This is a genomic window from Brevundimonas mediterranea, assembly GCF_014196125.1.
Classification (GTDB): Bacteria; Pseudomonadota; Alphaproteobacteria; order Caulobacterales; family Caulobacteraceae; genus Brevundimonas; species Brevundimonas mediterranea.
This window is the reverse complement of sequence record NZ_JACIDA010000003.1, coordinates 114,263-130,930: the sequence shown is the minus strand read 5'-3', so window position 1 is coordinate 130,930 and position 16,668 is coordinate 114,263. Positions and strand designations below refer to the sequence as shown.

Annotated in this window: 15 protein-coding genes; 3 read left to right on the top strand and 12 right to left on the bottom strand. The window is 68.0% G+C overall.

Features of this window, described 5'->3' with window-relative positions; all coding sequences use genetic code 11:
* Positions 1–12: 12 nt before the first annotated feature.
* Both GGR11_RS14335 and GGR11_RS14330 read right to left on the bottom strand, forming a co-directional pair.
* Positions 13–2,301: a beta-glucosidase family protein gene (locus tag GGR11_RS14335; RefSeq protein WP_183198078.1), complete on the bottom strand. Its 2,289-nt coding sequence runs from the start codon at positions 2,299–2,301 to the stop codon at positions 13–15.
* 448 nt (positions 2,302–2,749) lie between these two features.
* A complete protein-coding gene (locus tag GGR11_RS14330; RefSeq protein ID WP_183198483.1) occupies positions 2,750–3,541 on the bottom strand; it encodes a PhoH family protein in 792 nt (263 codons plus the stop codon).
* A gap of 311 nt (positions 3,542–3,852) precedes the next feature.
* On the opposite strand from GGR11_RS14330, the gene GGR11_RS14325 reads away from it, so the two are divergent.
* Positions 3,853–4,380 carry a gamma carbonic anhydrase family protein gene (locus GGR11_RS14325; RefSeq protein ID WP_035305583.1) on the top strand — a complete coding sequence of 176 codons (528 nt, stop codon included), beginning with the start codon at positions 3,853–3,855 and terminating at the stop codon, positions 4,378–4,380.
* Positions 4,381–4,398: 18 nt separating this feature from the next.
* Here the strand turns inward: GGR11_RS14325 and GGR11_RS14320 are convergent, their stop codons facing one another.
* The 4 genes from GGR11_RS14320 to tipF all read right to left on the bottom strand — a co-directional run bounded on the left by GGR11_RS14320 (position 4,399) and on the right by tipF (position 8,050).
* Entirely contained in the window at positions 4,399–5,328 is a 930-nt protein-coding gene (locus GGR11_RS14320; RefSeq protein ID WP_183198076.1) for a bifunctional riboflavin kinase/FAD synthetase, read from the bottom strand.
* Positions 5,328–5,789: a MaoC family dehydratase gene (locus tag GGR11_RS14315; RefSeq protein ID WP_183198074.1), complete on the bottom strand. Its 462-nt coding sequence runs from the start codon at positions 5,787–5,789 to the stop codon at positions 5,328–5,330. The genes GGR11_RS14320 and GGR11_RS14315 overlap by 1 nt, the downstream gene beginning before the upstream one ends.
* Before the next feature lie 39 nt (positions 5,790–5,828).
* Positions 5,829–6,698, bottom strand: coding sequence for a TIGR01459 family HAD-type hydrolase (locus GGR11_RS14310; protein ID WP_183198072.1), 870 nt, complete (start codon positions 6,696–6,698; stop codon positions 5,829–5,831).
* 77 nt (positions 6,699–6,775) lie between these two features.
* Complete coding sequence (gene tipF / locus GGR11_RS14305) at positions 6,776–8,050, bottom strand: flagella assembly cyclic-di-GMP phosphodiesterase TipF (protein ID WP_183198070.1); 1,275 nt, start codon at positions 8,048–8,050, stop codon at positions 6,776–6,778.
* 108 nt (positions 8,051–8,158) lie between these two features.
* On the opposite strand from tipF, the gene GGR11_RS14300 reads away from it, so the two are divergent.
* Together GGR11_RS14300 and GGR11_RS14295 are read left to right on the top strand one after the other, a co-directional pair.
* The gene (locus tag GGR11_RS14300; protein WP_183198068.1) at positions 8,159–8,929 is read left to right on the top strand and encodes an SDR family NAD(P)-dependent oxidoreductase; all 771 of its coding nucleotides are present in this window, start codon (positions 8,159–8,161) and stop codon (positions 8,927–8,929) included.
* A gap of 79 nt (positions 8,930–9,008) precedes the next feature.
* Positions 9,009–9,938 carry an LpxL/LpxP family acyltransferase gene (locus GGR11_RS14295; RefSeq protein WP_183198066.1) on the top strand — a complete coding sequence of 310 codons (930 nt, stop codon included), beginning with the start codon at positions 9,009–9,011 and terminating at the stop codon, positions 9,936–9,938.
* Here GGR11_RS14295 and GGR11_RS14290 read toward each other — a convergent pair.
* From GGR11_RS14290 to GGR11_RS14265, 6 genes are all read right to left on the bottom strand, one after another.
* A complete protein-coding gene (locus tag GGR11_RS14290) occupies positions 9,881–10,390 on the bottom strand; it encodes a response regulator (protein WP_035305571.1) in 510 nt (169 codons plus the stop codon). The two genes, GGR11_RS14295 and GGR11_RS14290, sit on opposite strands and share 58 nt — an antisense overlap.
* 68 nt (positions 10,391–10,458) lie before the next feature.
* Entirely contained in the window at positions 10,459–11,346 is an 888-nt protein-coding gene (locus GGR11_RS14285) for a M23 family metallopeptidase (RefSeq protein ID WP_183198065.1), read from the bottom strand.
* Complete coding sequence (locus GGR11_RS14280) at positions 11,343–11,540, bottom strand: DUF2093 domain-containing protein (protein WP_008261088.1); 198 nt, start codon at positions 11,538–11,540, stop codon at positions 11,343–11,345. Before GGR11_RS14280 ends, GGR11_RS14285 begins: the two co-directional genes overlap by 4 nt.
* A gap of 43 nt (positions 11,541–11,583) precedes the next feature.
* Positions 11,584–12,852, bottom strand: coding sequence for a cation:proton antiporter domain-containing protein (locus GGR11_RS14275; protein WP_183198063.1), 1,269 nt, complete (start codon positions 12,850–12,852; stop codon positions 11,584–11,586).
* An 853-nt stretch (positions 12,853–13,705) separates the two neighbouring features.
* Positions 13,706–15,145, bottom strand: a complete 1,440-nt coding sequence (locus GGR11_RS14270) for a right-handed parallel beta-helix repeat-containing protein (protein ID WP_183198060.1) — start codon at positions 15,143–15,145, stop codon at positions 13,706–13,708.
* An 18-nt stretch (positions 15,146–15,163) separates the two neighbouring features.
* The gene (locus GGR11_RS14265) at positions 15,164–16,666 is read right to left on the bottom strand and encodes a tetratricopeptide repeat protein (protein WP_183198058.1); all 1,503 of its coding nucleotides are present in this window, start codon (positions 16,664–16,666) and stop codon (positions 15,164–15,166) included.
* Between the last annotated feature and the right edge of the window lie 2 nt (positions 16,667–16,668).

The window sequence follows — 16,668 nt, the reverse complement described above, 5'->3', positions numbered from 1 at the left end:
TGCGGCATTGGCTCAAGGCTTGATGATCGACCCTGAAAGCGTGACGTTCGCGCTCAACCCCGCCTCGGCGGCGTCGCGGGTGACGGTGATGCGGTAATCGCCCGGCGCGATGCGCCAGCCGGGCAATGCGGTGTCGTATTCGGCCAGGATGCGCGGCTCGGCCGTCAGCACGACCCGGCGCGTCTCGCCCGGCGCCAGGGTGACGCGCGCAAAGGCGGCCAGGCGACGGGGCTGATCGGCTGAGGCGACATAAAGCTGCGCCACCTCGGCCCCCGCCCGGTCGCCGCTGTTGGTTACATCGACGGCGACGCTAAGACCTTGCGTGTTCGACACCGCCAGGTCGGCGTAGGCGAAACTGGTGTAGCTGAGGCCGTGACCGAACGGGAACAGGGGCTTGCGGCCCTTGCGTTCGTACCAGCGATAACCGACGTCCGATCCTTCCGGATAGTCGACGTGGAAGGGCTGCAGCTCCGCCCCCTGTGGCGCACCGGGATTGGCGGCGGCCGCGGCGTCCACGGCCTTCATCTCCGCCAGACCCGGGGGCGTCGGGCGCGGCGCCTGGTCGGCCGAGGCGGGGAAGGTGATCGGCAGGCGGCCTGACGGATTGACCTCTCCGAACAGGATGCGGGCGATGGCCTCGCCGCCGCGCTGGCCGGGATACCAGGCCTGGATCACCGCCGGGGTCTTCTCCAGCCAGGGCATCAGCACTGGCCCGCCGGTCTCCAGCACCACCACCGTCCGGGCGTTGACCCCAGCCACGGCCTCGATCAGGCTGTCCTGATCATCGGGCAGCGACAGGGTTTCGACGTCCTGGGCCTCGGTGGTCCATTGGGTGGCGAAGACCACGGCGATGTCGGCGGTCTGCGCCGCAGCGGCCGCTGCTGCGGGGTCCCTGCCGTCGACATAGGTCACGGTCGCATCCGGCGCGACGGCGCGGATGGCGTTCAACGGCGAGGACGCGTGCCAGGTGATCCGGGCGAACGAGGCCGCAGCGCCCGAGGTCAGCGGGATCTCCACCGGCGCCCCGCCGACCGACCGCACCTGGGACGAGCCGCCGCCCGACAGGACGCCGACATCGGCATGGCCGCCGATCAGCACGATCCGCTTCGCCGTCTTGGCCAGCGGCAGGACCCCGCCCTGGTTCTTCAACAGGACGATCCCCGCCTCGGCCGCGCGCTGGGCGACCTCGGCGTTCCGGGCGTAGTCGATCGGCTGTTCGGTCGTGACCACCGGCGCATCCAGCACCCCGGTCTCGATCAGGCCGACCAGCAGGCGGCGCACCATGTCGTCCAGCCGCGCCTCGGGGATCCGACCGGCGTCCAGCGCCGCGCGGAACGGCGCGTCGAAATACAGGGCTCGGTCCAGTTCCTGGCCCGAGGCCTGATCCAGCCCCGCCAGCGCCGCCTTCTCGGTCGAGTGGACGGCGCCCCAGTCCGACATGACCCAGCCGTTGTACTGCCAGTCACGCTTCAACACCTGGTTCAGCAGGAAGTCGTTCTCGCAGGCCCAGTCGCCGTTGATCTTGTTGTAGGCGCACATGACCGAGCCGGGATTTCCCCGCTCGATGGCGATCTGGAAGGCCAGCAGGTCGCTTTCGCGCAAGGCCGCCTCATCCAGCCGCGCGTCCATGATCATCCGCCCGGTCTCTTGCGCGTTGAAGGCGAAATGCTTGATGGTCGAGACGATCCGGTTGGACTGGACGCCGCGGATATGTTCGCCGGCCATGACCCCGGCCAGCAGCGGATCCTCGCCCAGATATTCGAAATTCCGTCCGTTCCACGGGTCGCGCGTCAGGTTCACCCCGCCGGCCAGCAGGATGTTGAAGGTCTTGGCCCGCGCCTCGGAGCCGATCATGGCCCCGCCGGCATAGGCGATCTCTGGATCGAAGGTGGCGGCCGTGGCCAGGCTGGAGGGCAGGGCGGTGGCGACGTCGCCCTTGCGCTGCTCGACCTGGTTGGCGACGCCCAGGCTGGCGTCGCTTTCGCGCAGGGTCGGTATGCCCAGGCGCGGAATGCCGGGGATATGGCCCGCCGAGGGAATCATGTCGGCGACGGGGGCGCCGGGCGTCCGGGCGGCCATCGGCGGGAAATAGCCGTGGATCAGCTGCAGCTTCTCGTCACGCGTCATCCGGGCCAGCAAGGCGTCGGCACGGGCGGCGACTTCGGTTGCTACGGGCGTGGCCGAGGCGGATTCGCTCGAGTCTGGCCGACCGGCCGTCTGGGCGAAGACCGCAACAGGCGTCATGCCGACGGCCGTCGCCAGGGCGAGACGACTGATCAGCGACAACGAGAGGAAATTCATGCCGGCTCCCAAACTCATCCAGAGACGGCGACGGCCGTCAGAACAGAAGTTGGGACGCGGCGCACACCATCGGGGATGACGGCGGACAGCCGACATCGTTGCTCGCCGAGGCGAGCTTTTCGATCATGTTTGCGGATGGCGTTTGTCGCGCCGTGGTTCGCCGGCCCGAATGGCCGAGGATCGTTCCGCTCCCTGCACGGGGGATCTTCGTCCCCTCGCAGGCAAAGGAAAGCACGGATTGAGAGCGTTCACAATACGAAATGGATATGATGGAACGGTGTTCTGCGTGGTTGCCGGATCACAAGTCGTTTCAGTCAGAGGTCCAATTAAACGTCGCAGCGCAAGTCGGCGCGGGCGCACCCAAGCGTAAAACCCAGGCGCGCACTGCGCCTGGGTTTGCCGGTCCGTCTGACGACATAGAGAAGCTTGGATGCAGGGCGGTTCGGGCTCAGATCACCCCGATCATAGAGGCCACCAGCGGGTGGCGCACGATGTCGCGTTCGGCGAGGCGCACCACGGCGATCTCGTCGATGGCCTCCAGACGGGCCGAAATATCGGCCAGGCCGGAAATGCCCGGCAGCAGGTCGGACTGCTGCGGGTCGCCCGTGACCACCATGGTCGAATGCCAGCCCAGCCGCGTCAGCAGCATCTTCAGCTGCACATAGGTGCAGTTCTGGGCCTCGTCGACGACGATGAAGGCGTTGTTCAGGGTGCGGCCGCGCATATAACCGATGGGCGCGATCTCGATCAGGCCCTCCGCCATCAGGGCCTTGACCCGTTTCATGCTCAGCCGGTCCGAAAGGGCGTCGTACAGCGGGCGCAGATAGGGGGCCAGCTTGTCCTCCATGTCGCCGGGCAGGAAGCCGATCGACTCCCCGGCCTCGACGGCGGGGCGGCTCAGCACGATGCGGCCGACCTTGCCGGCCTCCAGCGCCTCGACCGCCTTGGCCACGGCCAGATAGGTCTTGCCCGTGCCTGCCGGGCCCAGCGCCATGACCAGATTGTGCGCGTCGATGGCCGCCATCATTTCCGTCTGGCCTTCCGACTTCGGCTTCAGCGTCTTCAGATAGCCCTGCTCGCGGTCGTCGTTCGAGGAATGGGGAGACCATCCCGACCGTTCGTTATGGGGGGCGTGGAGCCGACGCACCTTCGACTCCTCGATGAACTCCCGCGAATCCAGGATTCCGCTTTCACGGGACTGACGCTTCATTGCCGCACGCTTTGTCATGGACGTCTCCAGGGCATGAAAAAAGGCGGACCCATACGGGTTCCGCCTTGGCTGGTCTTGGGGAGGAAAAGGCCGTGGCCTGCATCGCAGCAACCGCCCGGATCCACAGCTTGGCCGTCAGAAACGGGATGGACCCGCCGCCGAACAACCGAACCCGGATCCCAACGCGCCACGCGAAGCCCCGACTAATGACCGGATCGGGCTTGATCCGGCTTCGGATCCGGGGCCGAAATGGCGACCCACGAATCGCATCAACACTCTGATGCTAACGTGGTTAGAAATCTGTTAAAGCCCTCGTTTTTAGAAGATTAGGCGGCGTTCTGATGACCATTTACACATTGGGCGACAGCAAACCGCAGTTTCCCGCGCCCGGCGAATACTGGGTCGCGCCGAGCGCATCCGTGATTGGGAACGTGATTCTGCACCCCAACGCCAGCGTCTGGTTCGGCGCGGTGCTGCGCGGCGACAACGAGCCGATCACTGTGGGGCCTGACAGCAACATCCAGGACGGCAGCGTCCTGCACACCGACATGGGCTCGCCCCTGACCCTGGGCCGGGGCGTCACGGTCGGCCACCAGGCCATGCTGCACGGCTGCGAGGTCGGCGACTACAGCCTGATCGGCATCGGCGCGGTGGTGCTGAACGGGGTCAAGATCGGCCGCAACTGCATCATCGGCGCGAATGCGCTGCTGACCGAGGGCAAGATCATTCCCGACAACAGTCTGGTCGTGGGCCAGCCGGGCAAGGTGGTTCGCGAACGCGATCCCGACCAGATCGCCGTCCTTCAGATGTCGGCCGAACACTATGTGCAGAACTGGAAACGGTTCGCGGCGGACCTGCGCGCCCTCTGATGCCGAGATGAGCGGAGATTAGGAGGCTAAGATCTGTCGCGCCGCCGCCGCATCGGCGTCGATCTGGGTCTTCAGGGCGTCCAGGCCGTCGAAGCTTTCCTCGCCGCGCAGCCAGGCGACCAGTTCGGTCTCGACCGTCTGGCCGTACAGGTCGCCGTCGAAGTCGAACAGCCAGACCTCCAGCAGCGGGGTCTCCAGCGCATACATGGGCCGCACGCCCAGACTGGCGACGCCGTTGACGACCCTGCCGTCAGCCAGCCGGCTGCGGGTCGCATAGACGCCGAAGGCGGGGCGCATATAATCGCCCAGCGCGATGTTGGCGGTCGGCACGCCGATGGTGCGGCCGCGCTTGTCGCCGTGGATCACCTCGCCCCGAATGGCGAAGGGGCGGCCCAGGATGGCGGCGGCCCGGTCCATGTCCCCGGCCTTCAGGGCTTCGCGCACGGCGCTGGACGACAGTTTCAGCCCGTCGGCGTCGTCCAGCCGCTCGGCCACGGAAACCGAAAAGCCCAACCTTTCACCATAGGTGCGCAGAGCCTCGGGCGAGCCGGAACGGCCCTTGCCGAAGGTGAAGTCGAAGCCGACGGCGGCGTGGCGCACGCCAAGCCCCCGCGCCAGCACCTGTTCGGCGAAGTCCGCGTCGCTCATGCCCGCCATCTGGGCGTCGAAGGGCAGCAGATACAGGATCTCCACCCCCAGAGGCGCCAGGGCCTCGGCCATCTGGTCCGGCGTCATCAGGCGAAAGGGTGCGGCCTCAGGCTGGAACCAGCGGCGCGGATGGGGATCGAAGCTGACGACGCCCAGTGGCGCGCCCAGGCGTTCGGCGGCCGCTCTGGCGCCGGCGATGACCGCCTGGTGGCCCCGGTGGACGCCGTCGAAGGCGCCGACGGCGACCGCCGCACCCTTCAGGGCGTCGGGAACGTCGCGCCAGTCGCGGACGATCTGCATCAGCGCTGGGAGGGTTTGCGCCGGCGCGGAACGCGGACGACGGCCACGCCGTCCATGATCATCACGTCGTTGACAAAGCCCTCGCAACTCAGCTTGACCCGCGCGCTCTCGGCTTCGACCTCGATCACCGTAATCAGGATGCGGACGACATCGTCGATCCGCACTGGCTGATGAAAGGCCAGGGTCTGGGAGATGTAGATCGACCCGGCGCCCGGCAGCATGGTGCCGACCACGGCCGATCCGAACGAGGCGCTCAGCAAGCCATGCGCGATCCGGCCGCGATAGGCGGTCTTGGACGCAAAGGCCTCGTCCAGGTGGACAGGGTTGAAGTCGTCGGACGCCTCGGCGAACAGCCGAATCCGGTCCTCCGTGGCGACCACGATTTTCTCGGCGGCCATGCCGACGTGAAGTTCGTCCAGGATGTAACCACCGGACGGATGCTGCTGTACCAATTCGACCATGCTGCAGGCTTTAGCTGCGGTGCGACAAAATGGCGAGCCTTACCAGGCGAGTTCGAGCGCGGCGTATCGCGCATATGTTGTTTCAGACTTCAGCAGATCGCCGGCGCGGCCGGGATCCAGCGTCCCGTCCTCGCCCTTGGCCTGGTCCCCGTGAATGCCCTGGGCGACGAACAGGCAGTCCAGGGCTTGGGCGTTGGCCCCCATGACGTCTGTGACGACGCCGTCGCCGATGCACAGGACGCGCGACCGATCGATCGGCCGGCCCAGCAGCGTCTGCGCCTCCTTGATCGCCAGATCATAGATCGGGGCATAGGGCTTGCCCGCCATGACGACCCGGCCGCCCAGCGACTCGTACAGGTCGGCCAGCGCCCCGCCGCAGTAGATCAGCTTGTCGCCGCGCTGAACCACCCGATCGGGGTTGGCGCAGATCAGCTCCAGATCGCGCGCCGCGCCGACCGCGAACCGCTCGCGATAGTCCTCGGGCGTCTCGGTCGTGTCGTCCACGGGGCCGGTGACGGAGATGAAGGCGGCGGCCTCTGCGCCGGCGGCGCGGTCCAGCCCCAGCCCGGCGTAGAGGGGGGCGTCACGCTCTGGTCCGACGATCCAGGCCGGGCCGGGCGCCCGCTTGGCCAGTTCGGCGCGCGTGGCGTCTCCGGAGGTGACGAAGGCCTTCCACGCCTCGCGCGGCACGCCCAGGCCGTCCAACTGGGCGATCACGTCCGAGGCCGGCCGGGGCGAGTTGGAGATCAGCACCACATGCCCGCCCTCGCGGTTGAATCGCGTCAGAGCCTCGCACGGCCTCGCCCAGCTTTCGCGCCCGTTGTGGATCACCCCCCAGACGTCGCAGAGCAGAATGTCATAGTCGTCGGCGACGGCGCCGAGGTGGGGCAGGGCGTGGGGGAGGGTCATGGACGTTTGAGTAGCCGCTCGGACGCCATGACGAAAGTCTCCTCCCCATGAAATGAGGAGGAGGCAGATAGGGCGGTTCAGCTGAACCGACGCCTTTGTTCGGCGCTGCGCAGGGTGGAGCGCAGGAAGTCGGCGGGCGGGTCGGTCTCGGCCAGGACCTGTTCCTTGATGGCGCGGGGTTCGCCGAACAGGTGGCCCTGGCCCATCGCGACGTCCAGCTCGAGGATGTCGACCACCTGACGCTCGTTCTCGACCTTTTCGGCGATGACCTCGACGCCATAGCGGCGGGTCAGGGCGGCGAAGTCGGCGGCCTGGATGTCGGGCATGGAGCGCAGCGGCGCCCCGCCGTCCAGATCCAGAAGCTGTTCGATCAGCAGATCGGCCGACACCTTGATGAACTTGACGTCCGCCCGCTGCAGGTCGGCAAAGTCGAGGTCCAAGGTCTGGACCTTGTCCAGCGAGAAGCGGAAGCCCATGTCGGCCAGCCGCGCCATGTTGCGCGCCTCCACGGCGCCGCGCGCGTCGAAATTGGCCTGACCCAGCTCGAAGATCAGGGCCTGGTTCAGGTCACGGTTCTCGCTGAGGAATTCCAGGAAACGCGGGAAGAAGGTCTCGTCGCCCAGCGAGGTGAGGGCCACGTTGCAGAAGACCCCGACCTTGCGGTCCTGGCGCGCCAGCCGGCGCACGATCTGGGCGCAGCGGAACAGCAGCAGATTGTCGATGGCGGGCACCAGGCCCTCGCCCTCGGCCAGGGACAGGTATTCGGCCGGCATCATGACCCGGTCGGTCGCATCACGCAGGCGGGTGAAGCTCTCGTAAAAGATCGTGCGGCGCTGGGGCAGGGATACGACGGGCTGGAGATAGAGGTCCACCCGACCCTCGCTGAGCGCCTCGTGGATGGTGCGCAGCAGGACGTTCGACTGGGCCATGCGACGGCCTTCGAAGGTTTCGACGCCGATACTGGGGGCGGCCGACAGCCGGTGGTCGATGCTCTCGCTCATCTGCTGGACCAGGGTCTCCAGCATTCGCACTTCGCCGGTCAGGGCGTCGGTGTCTGACAGGGCGCCGCTCTCGATGGCGTGGGCCAGTTCGGTCAGGGCGCCCTGGGTCGACTCCATCGCATCGGCCAGCAGGCGGTGCGCCTCGCGGACCTGATCGATCTCCTTCTTCAGGGCGCGACGGGCGGCGACCCCCGTGACGATGCCATGGAATGCGCCCAGCAGACCCAGCGCCCCGAGCGCGCCCGCCACGCCCGCGCCGGCGCCCAGGCCTGCACGCCACAGGAAGGCCCCCACGGTCATGCCGAGGAACAGATAGGCGAAGTACAGAAAGCCCGTGGTCAGGTTACGCATCGGCTGGCGGTGGCCACTCCCGGATGGAATCGCCTGAGTATCAGGCTATCAATGTCGTTCGGCTAGAGCCGGGGCGCAAATAACCCGGCGGAACTCAAGGGAAACCCAATGGAACTGTTCGATCTCACCGGCAAGGTCGCCATCATCACCGGCTCGTCGCGGGGCATAGGCAAGGCGATCGCCGAGCGGCTGGCCGAACACGGGGCCAAGGTGGTCATCTCTTCACGCAAGGCCGGGCCGTGCGACGAGGTCGCGGCCGAGATCAACGGCAAGTACGGCGAGGGCCGGGCCATCGCGGTTCCGGCCAACATCGCCTCCAAGGAGGATCTGCAGCGGCTGGTGGACGAGACCAGCGCCGCCTTCGGCCAGATCGACATCCTGGTCTGCAACGCTGCGACCAATCCCTACGCCGGGCCGATGGGCGGGATCGCCGACGATCAGTTCGAGAAGATTTTGCAGAATAACGTCATCTCGAACCATTGGCTGATTCAGATGGTCGCGCCCCAGATGGTGGAGCGCCGAGACGGGGCGATCCTGGTGATCTCGTCCATCGGCGGCCTGCGCGGCAACGCCCTGATCGGCGCCTACAATATCTCCAAGGCGGCCGACATGCAGCTGGTGCGGAACCTGGCGGTGGAGTGGGGACCGTCGAACGTGCGGGTCAACTGTATCGCGCCGGGCCTGGTCCAGACCGATTTCGCCAAATATCTGTGGGAGAATCCCGAGCTGCTGAAGACGGTGACGGAGCCCGCGCCGCTGAAAAGGATCGGCCAGCCGGATGAAATCGCCGGCACGGCGGTCTATCTGTGCAGCCCCGCCTCGGCCTATGTGACGGGGCAGACCCTTGTGGTGGACGGTGGATTGACGATTGCCTGGTGAAAACACGCGAGAAGAGCCGAAGTTTGAACGCGCCACAGAGGCGCGCTCAAACAGCCCGAAGGGCGGTAGCGCCACAAGCGTGCGGCAGGATCTGATCTGGCGCCTGCAGGCCGTCGCCTTCCAGGCCCTGTTTTCGTTCCTCCGTCTGCTCGGGGTCGAGCGCGCCTCGGGCCTGGGCGGGTGGCTGTTGCGGACGCTGGGACCGAAGACGGGCACCCAGAAGACGGTGATGCGCAATCTGCGCATCGCCTTTCCCGACATGCCGGACGCCGAGCGCGAGGCCCTGGCGCTGGAACAGTGGGACCGGACGGGGCGGACCTTCGCCGAGCTGGCGGTCATGGACCGGCTGACGCCCGAGGGCGGGCGGGTCGAGGTGGTCGGGATGGAGCGGCTGCACGCCCTGCGTGACAGCGGCAAGGCGGCGGTGCTGATCTCGGGCCATCTGGCGAATTTCGAAGTCATGGCGGCGGTGATCATGGCCTCGGGCCTGCCGTGCCAGGTGACCTATCGTGCGGCGAACAATCCCTATGTGGACGCCCTGATCCGCCAGAGCCGCGAGCGCTACGGCATCCGCCTGTTCGCGCCCAAGGGCGACGGGACGCGCGAGCTGATGGCGGGGATGAAGCGGGGCGATTCCATCGCCCTGCTGGTCGATCAGAAATACAATCAGGGGCCGGAGGTCGAGTTCTTCGGTCAGCCGGTCAACGCCTCGCCGGGGGCGGCGCGGCTGGCGCTGAAGTTCGGGGCGGTGATTCAGCCCCTGTCGGTGGTGCGTCTGCCCGGCGTGCGGTTCCGGGTGACGGCGCATGAGCCGATCATGATCCCGGAGACCGAGGACAAGGCGGCTGACGTGCTGGCGGGCGTCCAGGCGGTGAACCGCTTCGTCGAGGATCGGGTCCGTGAGGTTCCGGAGGACTGGTTCTGGGTTCACCGGCGCTGGCCGGACAGGGTCTATGCGGCCCTGGGCGATCGCCTGGAATCGGCCGCGCGGCGGAACGGCCCGGCATAGGCCTCGACGTCGCGACGTCGGCGGCACGGACCGCAGTAGGCGCTCGTCTTGATGAAGGCGCGGGGCTTGAGGATGACCGCGTTTATCCGGTCGAGGATGGCCTTGGCGGTGATCGGCTTGACCAGGAATTCGGTGACGCCGGCGTCGCGGGCCGCATAGATGCGGCTCTTTTCGGCATGGCCGCTCATCATGATGATGGGCAGGTAGATGTTGGCGCTGTCCGGGCCGGTGCGGACCAGCCGCGTGAACTCGACGCCGTCCAGCGGGAACATGTTGTAATCGACGATGGCCAGATCGACGGGCTGGTGGCTGAGAATGTCCAGGGCCACGGCGCCGTCGGGCGCTTCGTGAACCTTGTGGATGCCAGCGGAATTCAGCACGGCCGAGGTGATGGCGCGCATATGCTGATTGTCGTCCACCAGCAGAACGGCCAGCGATTGAAGCGATGACATCGGAGCCCCCCGAAGCGAGGCGGGGAAACTACGTGTTTATCCTTACTCTCGCAAGCTGAACCATAAAATCAGGCCGGACGCCGGGGCGCGCGGGCGCCAACCAGCAGGGACGGGTCCAGATTGCGGTCGCGCCATTTCAGGCGCCAGCACAGATGGGGGCCGGTGGCGCGGCCCGTCATGCCGACGCGGCCCAGGGGATCGCCACGCCGGACGGGCTGGTTCGGGGTCACGTCCAGTTGCGACTGGTGCAGATAGGCGCTGATCAGGCCCTGGCCGTGGTCGATCAGGGTCAGGCCGCCCTCGAAATGCATGTTCGGGCGGGTGAAGACGATGCGGCCGTCGGCCGGGGCGCGGATCACGGTGCCGGCCGGGGCGGCCAGGTCGACGCCGTAGTGGGGCCGCGCCGGGGTGCCGTTCAGGATACGCTGGGCGCCCCATTCGCTGGAGATGCGGTAGGTTTCGAGCGGCCAGATGAAGCCGTCGCGGAAGTCGTCGGCCTCGGCCCGGCTGGCGAAGGCCTCGGTCTTGACGGCGACCTCCTGGCGGATGCGGTCCAGAAGCGCCGGATCGCTGGGTTCGACCGTGGCGGGCGGCAGGCCGTCCACGCGGGTCGAGGGGAAGGCGTAGGGCGCGACGTCCAGGACGCGGCGGGTGGATCGGGCGCCGGATCGGGCTTCGATCTCGGCCAGGGCGGGGGCGTCGCGGTCGAAGCCGACGATGAAGAGGCCGTCGGTCGAGGCGGTCGACAGGGCCTCGCCGTCCACGAGGATCAGGGCGCGCGGCTCGGTGCGGCCCAGGGCGTAGCCGCCCTGACGCCAGGCGCCGTTCAGGACCAGATCGACCGCGCCCTGAGCCGCGCCCTGAGCCGAGCCCTGGGGCAGAGCCGAGGCGCCCAGCATCCGAGGGGTCGCCAGGGCCGCGCCGAAGCCGAGCAGCAGCGGGCGGCGGCCGATCAAGGGGCGGTCATCCGGGCGATGAATTCGGCCGGGCCGAAATAGGCCTCTTGCCGGGTCGGGCTCCAGTAGCGCAGCACCTCCAGCGGGATCGGCTTTTCCGTGACGGCGCAGCGCACGAACCGTCCCGGTTTCAACACCGCGAATTCGCCGTCGCCATAGTGGAGGGCGGCCTGTGTCGTGTTCGTCGCGTCCATGGGGTCAGTTAACGATGATCGGGGTTCGAGGCCAAGGGGAGTTTCACGACGTCGCCGGGTTGGGGCCGGCCATTTCGGCCTTGTGATCGATGGCGGCCTGTTTGGCCTCGAGCGAGCCCGAGACCGGCGGACGGGGCCGGCCGCCCATCCGGTCGGTGAACAGGAAGACGAAGGGGTTCAGCGAGATCGACAGCAGGGCGGCGGCCAGGATCAGGTCGTGGGTCTCGCGGCTCATGGCCCCCAGGCTGACGCCCAGGGCGGCCAGGATGAAGGAGAACTCGCCGATCTGGGCCAGGGAAGCGGCGACGGTCAGGCCGGTGGACCGGTCCAGCCTGAAGACGCGGACGATGGCCAGGGCGGCCAGCGACTTGCCGATGATGACGATGCCGAGGACCCCCAGAACGGCCCAGGGCTGGCGCACCAGGATCATTGGGTCGAACAACATGCCGACCGAGACGAAGAACAGCACGGCGAAGGCGTCGCGCAGGGGCAGGGACCGTTCGGCGGCGTTGTGGCCCAGGGGCGAAGCGTTCATCACCAGGCCGGCTAGGAAGGCGCCGAGCGCGAACGAATGGAACAGATAATAGGCCAGCCAGGCGATGCCCAGGGCGATGGCCAGGACGCCCAGGGTGAAGAGCTCGCGCGACCGGGTGTGGGCGATGCGGACCAGCAGCCAGGGGATCAGCTTGCCGCCGACGACCAGCATGCCGGCGACGAACAGGGCGACCTTCAGCAGGGTCCAGCCGATGCCCATGCCCAGGGCTGCGAGATCGGTCTGGGTTCCGGCGGGCACAATGATCATGGGCAGCATGACCAGGGCGATGACGATGACCATGTCCTCGACGATCAGCCAGCCCACGGCGATGCGGCCGACCTCGCCCTTGACCTGTTTGCGCTCCTCCAGCGCCCGCAGCAGGACCACGGTGGAGGCGACCGACAGGGCGAAGCCCATCAGCAGGGCCTCGACGTCGCCCAGACCCAGCACCGCCCTGCCCAGGGCCCAGCCCAGGACGGTGGCGACGGCGATCTGGACCAGGGCGCCGGGCACGGCGACCTTGCGCACCTGCATCAGATCCTTGGGCGAGAAATGCAGCCCGACCCCGAACATCAGCAGGATGACGCCGATCTCGGCCAGTTGCGGCGCCAGTTCTGTGTCGGCGACGAAGCCGCCCGTATAGGGGCCGACGGCCACTCCGGCGACCAGATAGCCGACCAGGGGCGACAGCTTCAGCCGATTGGCCAACATGCCGAACACGAAGGCGAGGACGAATCCTCCGACCAGGGTGAGAATCAGGCTGTCGGCATGCGGCATCGAGGCTCCTGTCGCGGGGGAAGGGGTGATTTTTGGATAGCTTCAGGTGGGGCGCTTTGCCCCGTCTGACAAGATGACGCAGTGTCGCGTCGGGCATGCGTCTTCGCCTTCGCCGGTTTCGCAGCGAAGTTGGGGAGGGCGTGGGACGCCGGGTCTGCACCCGGTGTTTGAGGTTTTAAGTACCGTTTCGGCGCAGTCGTCGTCCCACGCGGTCGTTTTCCACACGCGCTCCGGCTGGCGGCCCTCGTCTTCGAGCCTTGCCGGATCGGCGGGCCGCCTCGCGACGGCTTCGCCGGGGCGGACATGCCGACAAGGATCGACAGCGGCCCGCTTTCCTAGGCGTGCGGCGAGCAGGAGGCGGCATCCATCGCCGCCCCTAAGGACCCCGGCGGTCTCCTTCCCGCCGGCTTCATCGCTCGACCACAGCCCCGCCGCCGTCAGGGCGCTGGATCCGACGCCCTCCCCATCGGCGGGGATGAGAGGATGATACGGGCGCCGGCGGGCATGGCGGGGAAATAGGGTCGAGAATCTTTTAGGGCGTTGAAATCGTTCAATTCAGACCAGCGTCATTGTGACAGTTGGCCTAGGTTGTCGATCATCACTTTCGTCATTCCGGGCGGAGGGCCGCCTGGCCCGCAGACCCGGAACCCAGCGGCGCCGAAGGCGAAATCTATCCGCCGCACCGCTTCTGGAGACTGAGTCCGCGACAACTTCGCGCTCTCGCGCGCCGCTGGGTTCCGGGTCTCCGCTGCGCTTCGCCCGGAATGACGACAGAGAAGATGGTCACCTCTCCGCGCGCGAAAGCGCGGGGGAGGACAGGTCGCCTTCGCGAACGGGAAGGTGAGCGTGATCCCTAGAACCAGCCGCCGCGGCGCCAGCGGTCGTCGCCGCGGTAGCGGTCGTCGGGGATGTAGCGACCGTCGCGGTCGTACCAGCCGTAGCCCTGGCTGTAGCGGTCGTAACCGTCCAGGGCGTAGGCCTGGTCGAAATAGGGACCGTCTTCCACCTCCCACCAGTCGCGGGGGTAGGGGGTCTGCTGGCAGTCGTAGCCGCCATCGTTTCCGTTCCACGACGGGGCGTAGCGGTCGCGGTAGCGGTTCTCGAAGCGGGGGCGGCACAGATCGCGGGACCAGACGCTGTTGCCGCGCGCCTGGATGGTCGCGCGTTCCTCGGCGTAGATGGCGTCGCGGACGCCGGCGAAACTGTTGCCCGTGACCACGGCCCGGCCCGAGGCGGCCGCGACCCCGACCTGGTTCACGCGGACGCGGTTTTGATCGAACAGCAGCTCGCCGTTATAGAGGACGGCGCCCTTGTCGCCCTTGCAGATCCGGCTGTTGGAGACCGAGACCGAGGCGCCCTCGACCGCCACCCCCTCGACATAGCCGCAGATCTTGGCGTTGCTGACGGCCACCTGGCCGTAGTCGCGCGCGGCGCGGACGATGACGCCGATGGCGCGGGGGCCGAAATTGTTAGGCTGTTCCGAGCCGATCAGGGTGACCGAGGTCAGGGTGGACGGGGCGCCCGATCCCGGCGTCAGATCGACGCCCGACTGGGCCCCGGCGACGGCGGTCTCATACAGGGTCACGGCGGCGCCGTCGGCGACGATTGCGGCCGAGACGGTGCGGGCGTCGATCAGGACGTCGCGCAGGTCCAGCAGGCCGCCGTCGACATAGATGGCGGCCTCGTCGCCGACGTGGCGGAAGCCGACCCGGTTCATGACGATCTCGGCGTCGTAGCCGACCACGCAGGCGGCGTCGCCGGCGCGGGGCGAGGCGAAGACCAGGTCGCGGACCTCGACCCGGACGCCGGGCGCGACGGTCAGGCAGGGCAGGCCGTCCGGGGCCTGGAGGGTCGGGGTCGCCGCATCCCAGCGGCGCGGATCAAAGCCGCTGTCGCCGATGATGGTCATCGGCTTGTCGATGTTCAGCCAGCCGACGCAGGCGCCGGTCCGGGCGCGGATGATCAAGGTGCCGCCGGGGCGCACGCGCTGGACTGCGCTTTCGATCGCGCCCGAACCGGGATTGCCGCCGCAATCGACCAGGACGACTTCTTCCTGATGAGGGGGACGGGGCAGGGGACGCCAGTCGGGGCCGCGATACCGGCCGTAGTCGTAGCGGCGATGGGCGCGCGGCCGGCTGCGGGTCGGCGGGTCCAGCAGGACGCCGAAGTTCGGCCGGGTCTGGGCCTCGACCTTGGCGGCCACCTGAGCTTGAACCGTGTCAGGCAGGACTGCCGGGGTCGAAAAAGCGAAGGCCGCGAGGAGCGAGACTTTCGCGAGCGAGCGGATGTTCATGCGACCAGACCCTCCCTGTTAACGGCGCTGTTGTTGGGCGCGGGACACCTGGGACAGCAGGGCCTGCAGACGCGAGGCCGAGGGGCCGAAGCCCGACAGCGCGGATTCAATGCGGAAGGCGACGGCGTCGGCCTTGTCCTGATCCGCCACCCCGGCGACGCCGAGGGCGAAATAGGTGGACATGGCGAACTTGGCCTCGGGGCTGCCCTGGCGGGCCGCCTCGCTGAACCACTTGAACGAGCGGGCGTAGTCGGCGGGCAGGCCGATCCCCTCGGCGTACATGACGGCCAGGACCAGCTGGGCCTCGGACGAGCCGTTGACGGCCGCCAGCTGAATGGCGCGGACCCGTTCGACCGGGGACAGCCGGCTTTCGGTCGCATGGCCGATCATGGCCTCGAAGGCCTCGATCTGTTGCCGGGACAGTTGCTCGGGGGCGGTGACTGTCTCCTGGGTCACGCCCAGATAGCGCAGGGCGCGGCCGACATGGACGAAGGGCAGTTCGCCCTGAAGCCGCGACAGGGCGTATTCATAGGCGTCGCCGCGCGGCCGGGATTCATCCGAGAAGGGCACGCCAGAGGCGGGGGCTTCAAGCGGGTAGAATTCGAACGGCGGCGTCCACTGGCGGGCCTTGGCCTCGACGAAGCCGGCGTACTGGGCGCGGCCGGGCGACGAGCGTTCGAAATCCTTCATCAGCACATAGGCGCCGACGTCGCCGGTCTGAACCGCCAGATAGTTGTAGAGGTAGGCGTCGACGTCGTTGCGCTGGAACAGGTTGATCGCCGCCCAATAGCCGCCGCGGGGACGCTTCTGGCCGAGGCCCTGGCCGTCGGGCGCGCGGCCCAGGGCCTCGCGCGCCTCGGGATTGTCCTCGGGCTCGCCGAACGGGCCGTACAGGCCGTCGTGCAGCCGGGCCAGGGTGCGATAGCCCTCGGCGTCCTGGGTCGACAGGATGTAGATGACCCGGTCGCGCACCGCCTCCTGCTCCTGGCGGCTCATCCGCGACAGCTGGCGGTCCAGCACCTGATAGGCGCGGTGGCGTTCGAAGGCGCGGCAGTCGTCGTATTTCGACAGGGGGCGCAGGCCGCCGCCGAACACGCCGCCCTTGCGATCGACCCCATTGATAGGGGCGTAGCCCTCGTCATTGGCCAGGGCCATGGCGTACCAGACCGCGCTTTCGATCGGGTCCTCGATATTCTTGTCGGTGGCGCGGACGGCGGCGTAGCGCGAGCCTAGCTCCAGCTGGGCGAAGACGTCGCCGCGGAAGGCGGCGCGGCGCAGGGCCCGCAGACCGGCCTCCTGGGCGTTGAATTCGGACCCAGTCACCGAGGCGGGGCGGGGGCAGGAGAGGGCGGCTTCGTTCTGGCCGCCGCGACGCCAGAAGCCCGGCCGGCCGTCGCCGCAACTGGCCAGGAGCAGAACGGCGATCAGAAGGACCACGATCGCTAGGGCGCCGCCGGCCAGGGGCGTGCGATGCCGCTGGAGACGGAAGGGGTCGTGCGCCGTTTTGTCGTGCTCCTTCATCA

Bases quoted from the DNA above. Each gene is read 5' to 3' on its own strand.
- GGR11_RS14300 (WP_183198068.1), top strand. From the start codon at position 8,159: ATGGAACTGTTCGATCTCACCGGCAAGGTCGCCATCATCACCGGCTCG.
- GGR11_RS14325 (WP_035305583.1), top strand. From the start codon at position 3,853: ATGACCATTTACACATTGGGCGACAGCAAACCGCAGTTTCCCGCGCCC.
- tipF (WP_183198070.1), bottom strand. From the start codon at position 8,050: ATGCGTAACCTGACCACGGGCTTTCTGTACTTCGCCTATCTGTTCCTC.
- GGR11_RS14280 (WP_008261088.1), bottom strand. From the start codon at position 11,540: ATGGACGCGACGAACACGACACAGGCCGCCCTCCACTATGGCGACGGC.
- GGR11_RS14310 (WP_183198072.1), bottom strand. From the start codon at position 6,698: ATGACCCTCCCCCACGCCCTGCCCCACCTCGGCGCCGTCGCCGACGAC.
- GGR11_RS14275 (WP_183198063.1), bottom strand. From the start codon at position 12,852: ATGCCGCATGCCGACAGCCTGATTCTCACCCTGGTCGGAGGATTCGTC.
- GGR11_RS14335 (WP_183198078.1), bottom strand. From the start codon at position 2,301: ATGAATTTCCTCTCGTTGTCGCTGATCAGTCGTCTCGCCCTGGCGACG.
- GGR11_RS14265 (WP_183198058.1), bottom strand. From the start codon at position 16,666: ATGAAGGAGCACGACAAAACGGCGCACGACCCCTTCCGTCTCCAGCGG.
- GGR11_RS14320 (WP_183198076.1), bottom strand. From the start codon at position 5,328: ATGCAGATCGTCCGCGACTGGCGCGACGTTCCCGACGCCCTGAAGGGT.
- GGR11_RS14270 (WP_183198060.1), bottom strand. From the start codon at position 15,145: ATGAACATCCGCTCGCTCGCGAAAGTCTCGCTCCTCGCGGCCTTCGCT.
- GGR11_RS14315 (WP_183198074.1), bottom strand. From the start codon at position 5,789: ATGGTCGAATTGGTACAGCAGCATCCGTCCGGTGGTTACATCCTGGAC.
- GGR11_RS14290 (WP_035305571.1), bottom strand. From the start codon at position 10,390: ATGTCATCGCTTCAATCGCTGGCCGTTCTGCTGGTGGACGACAATCAG.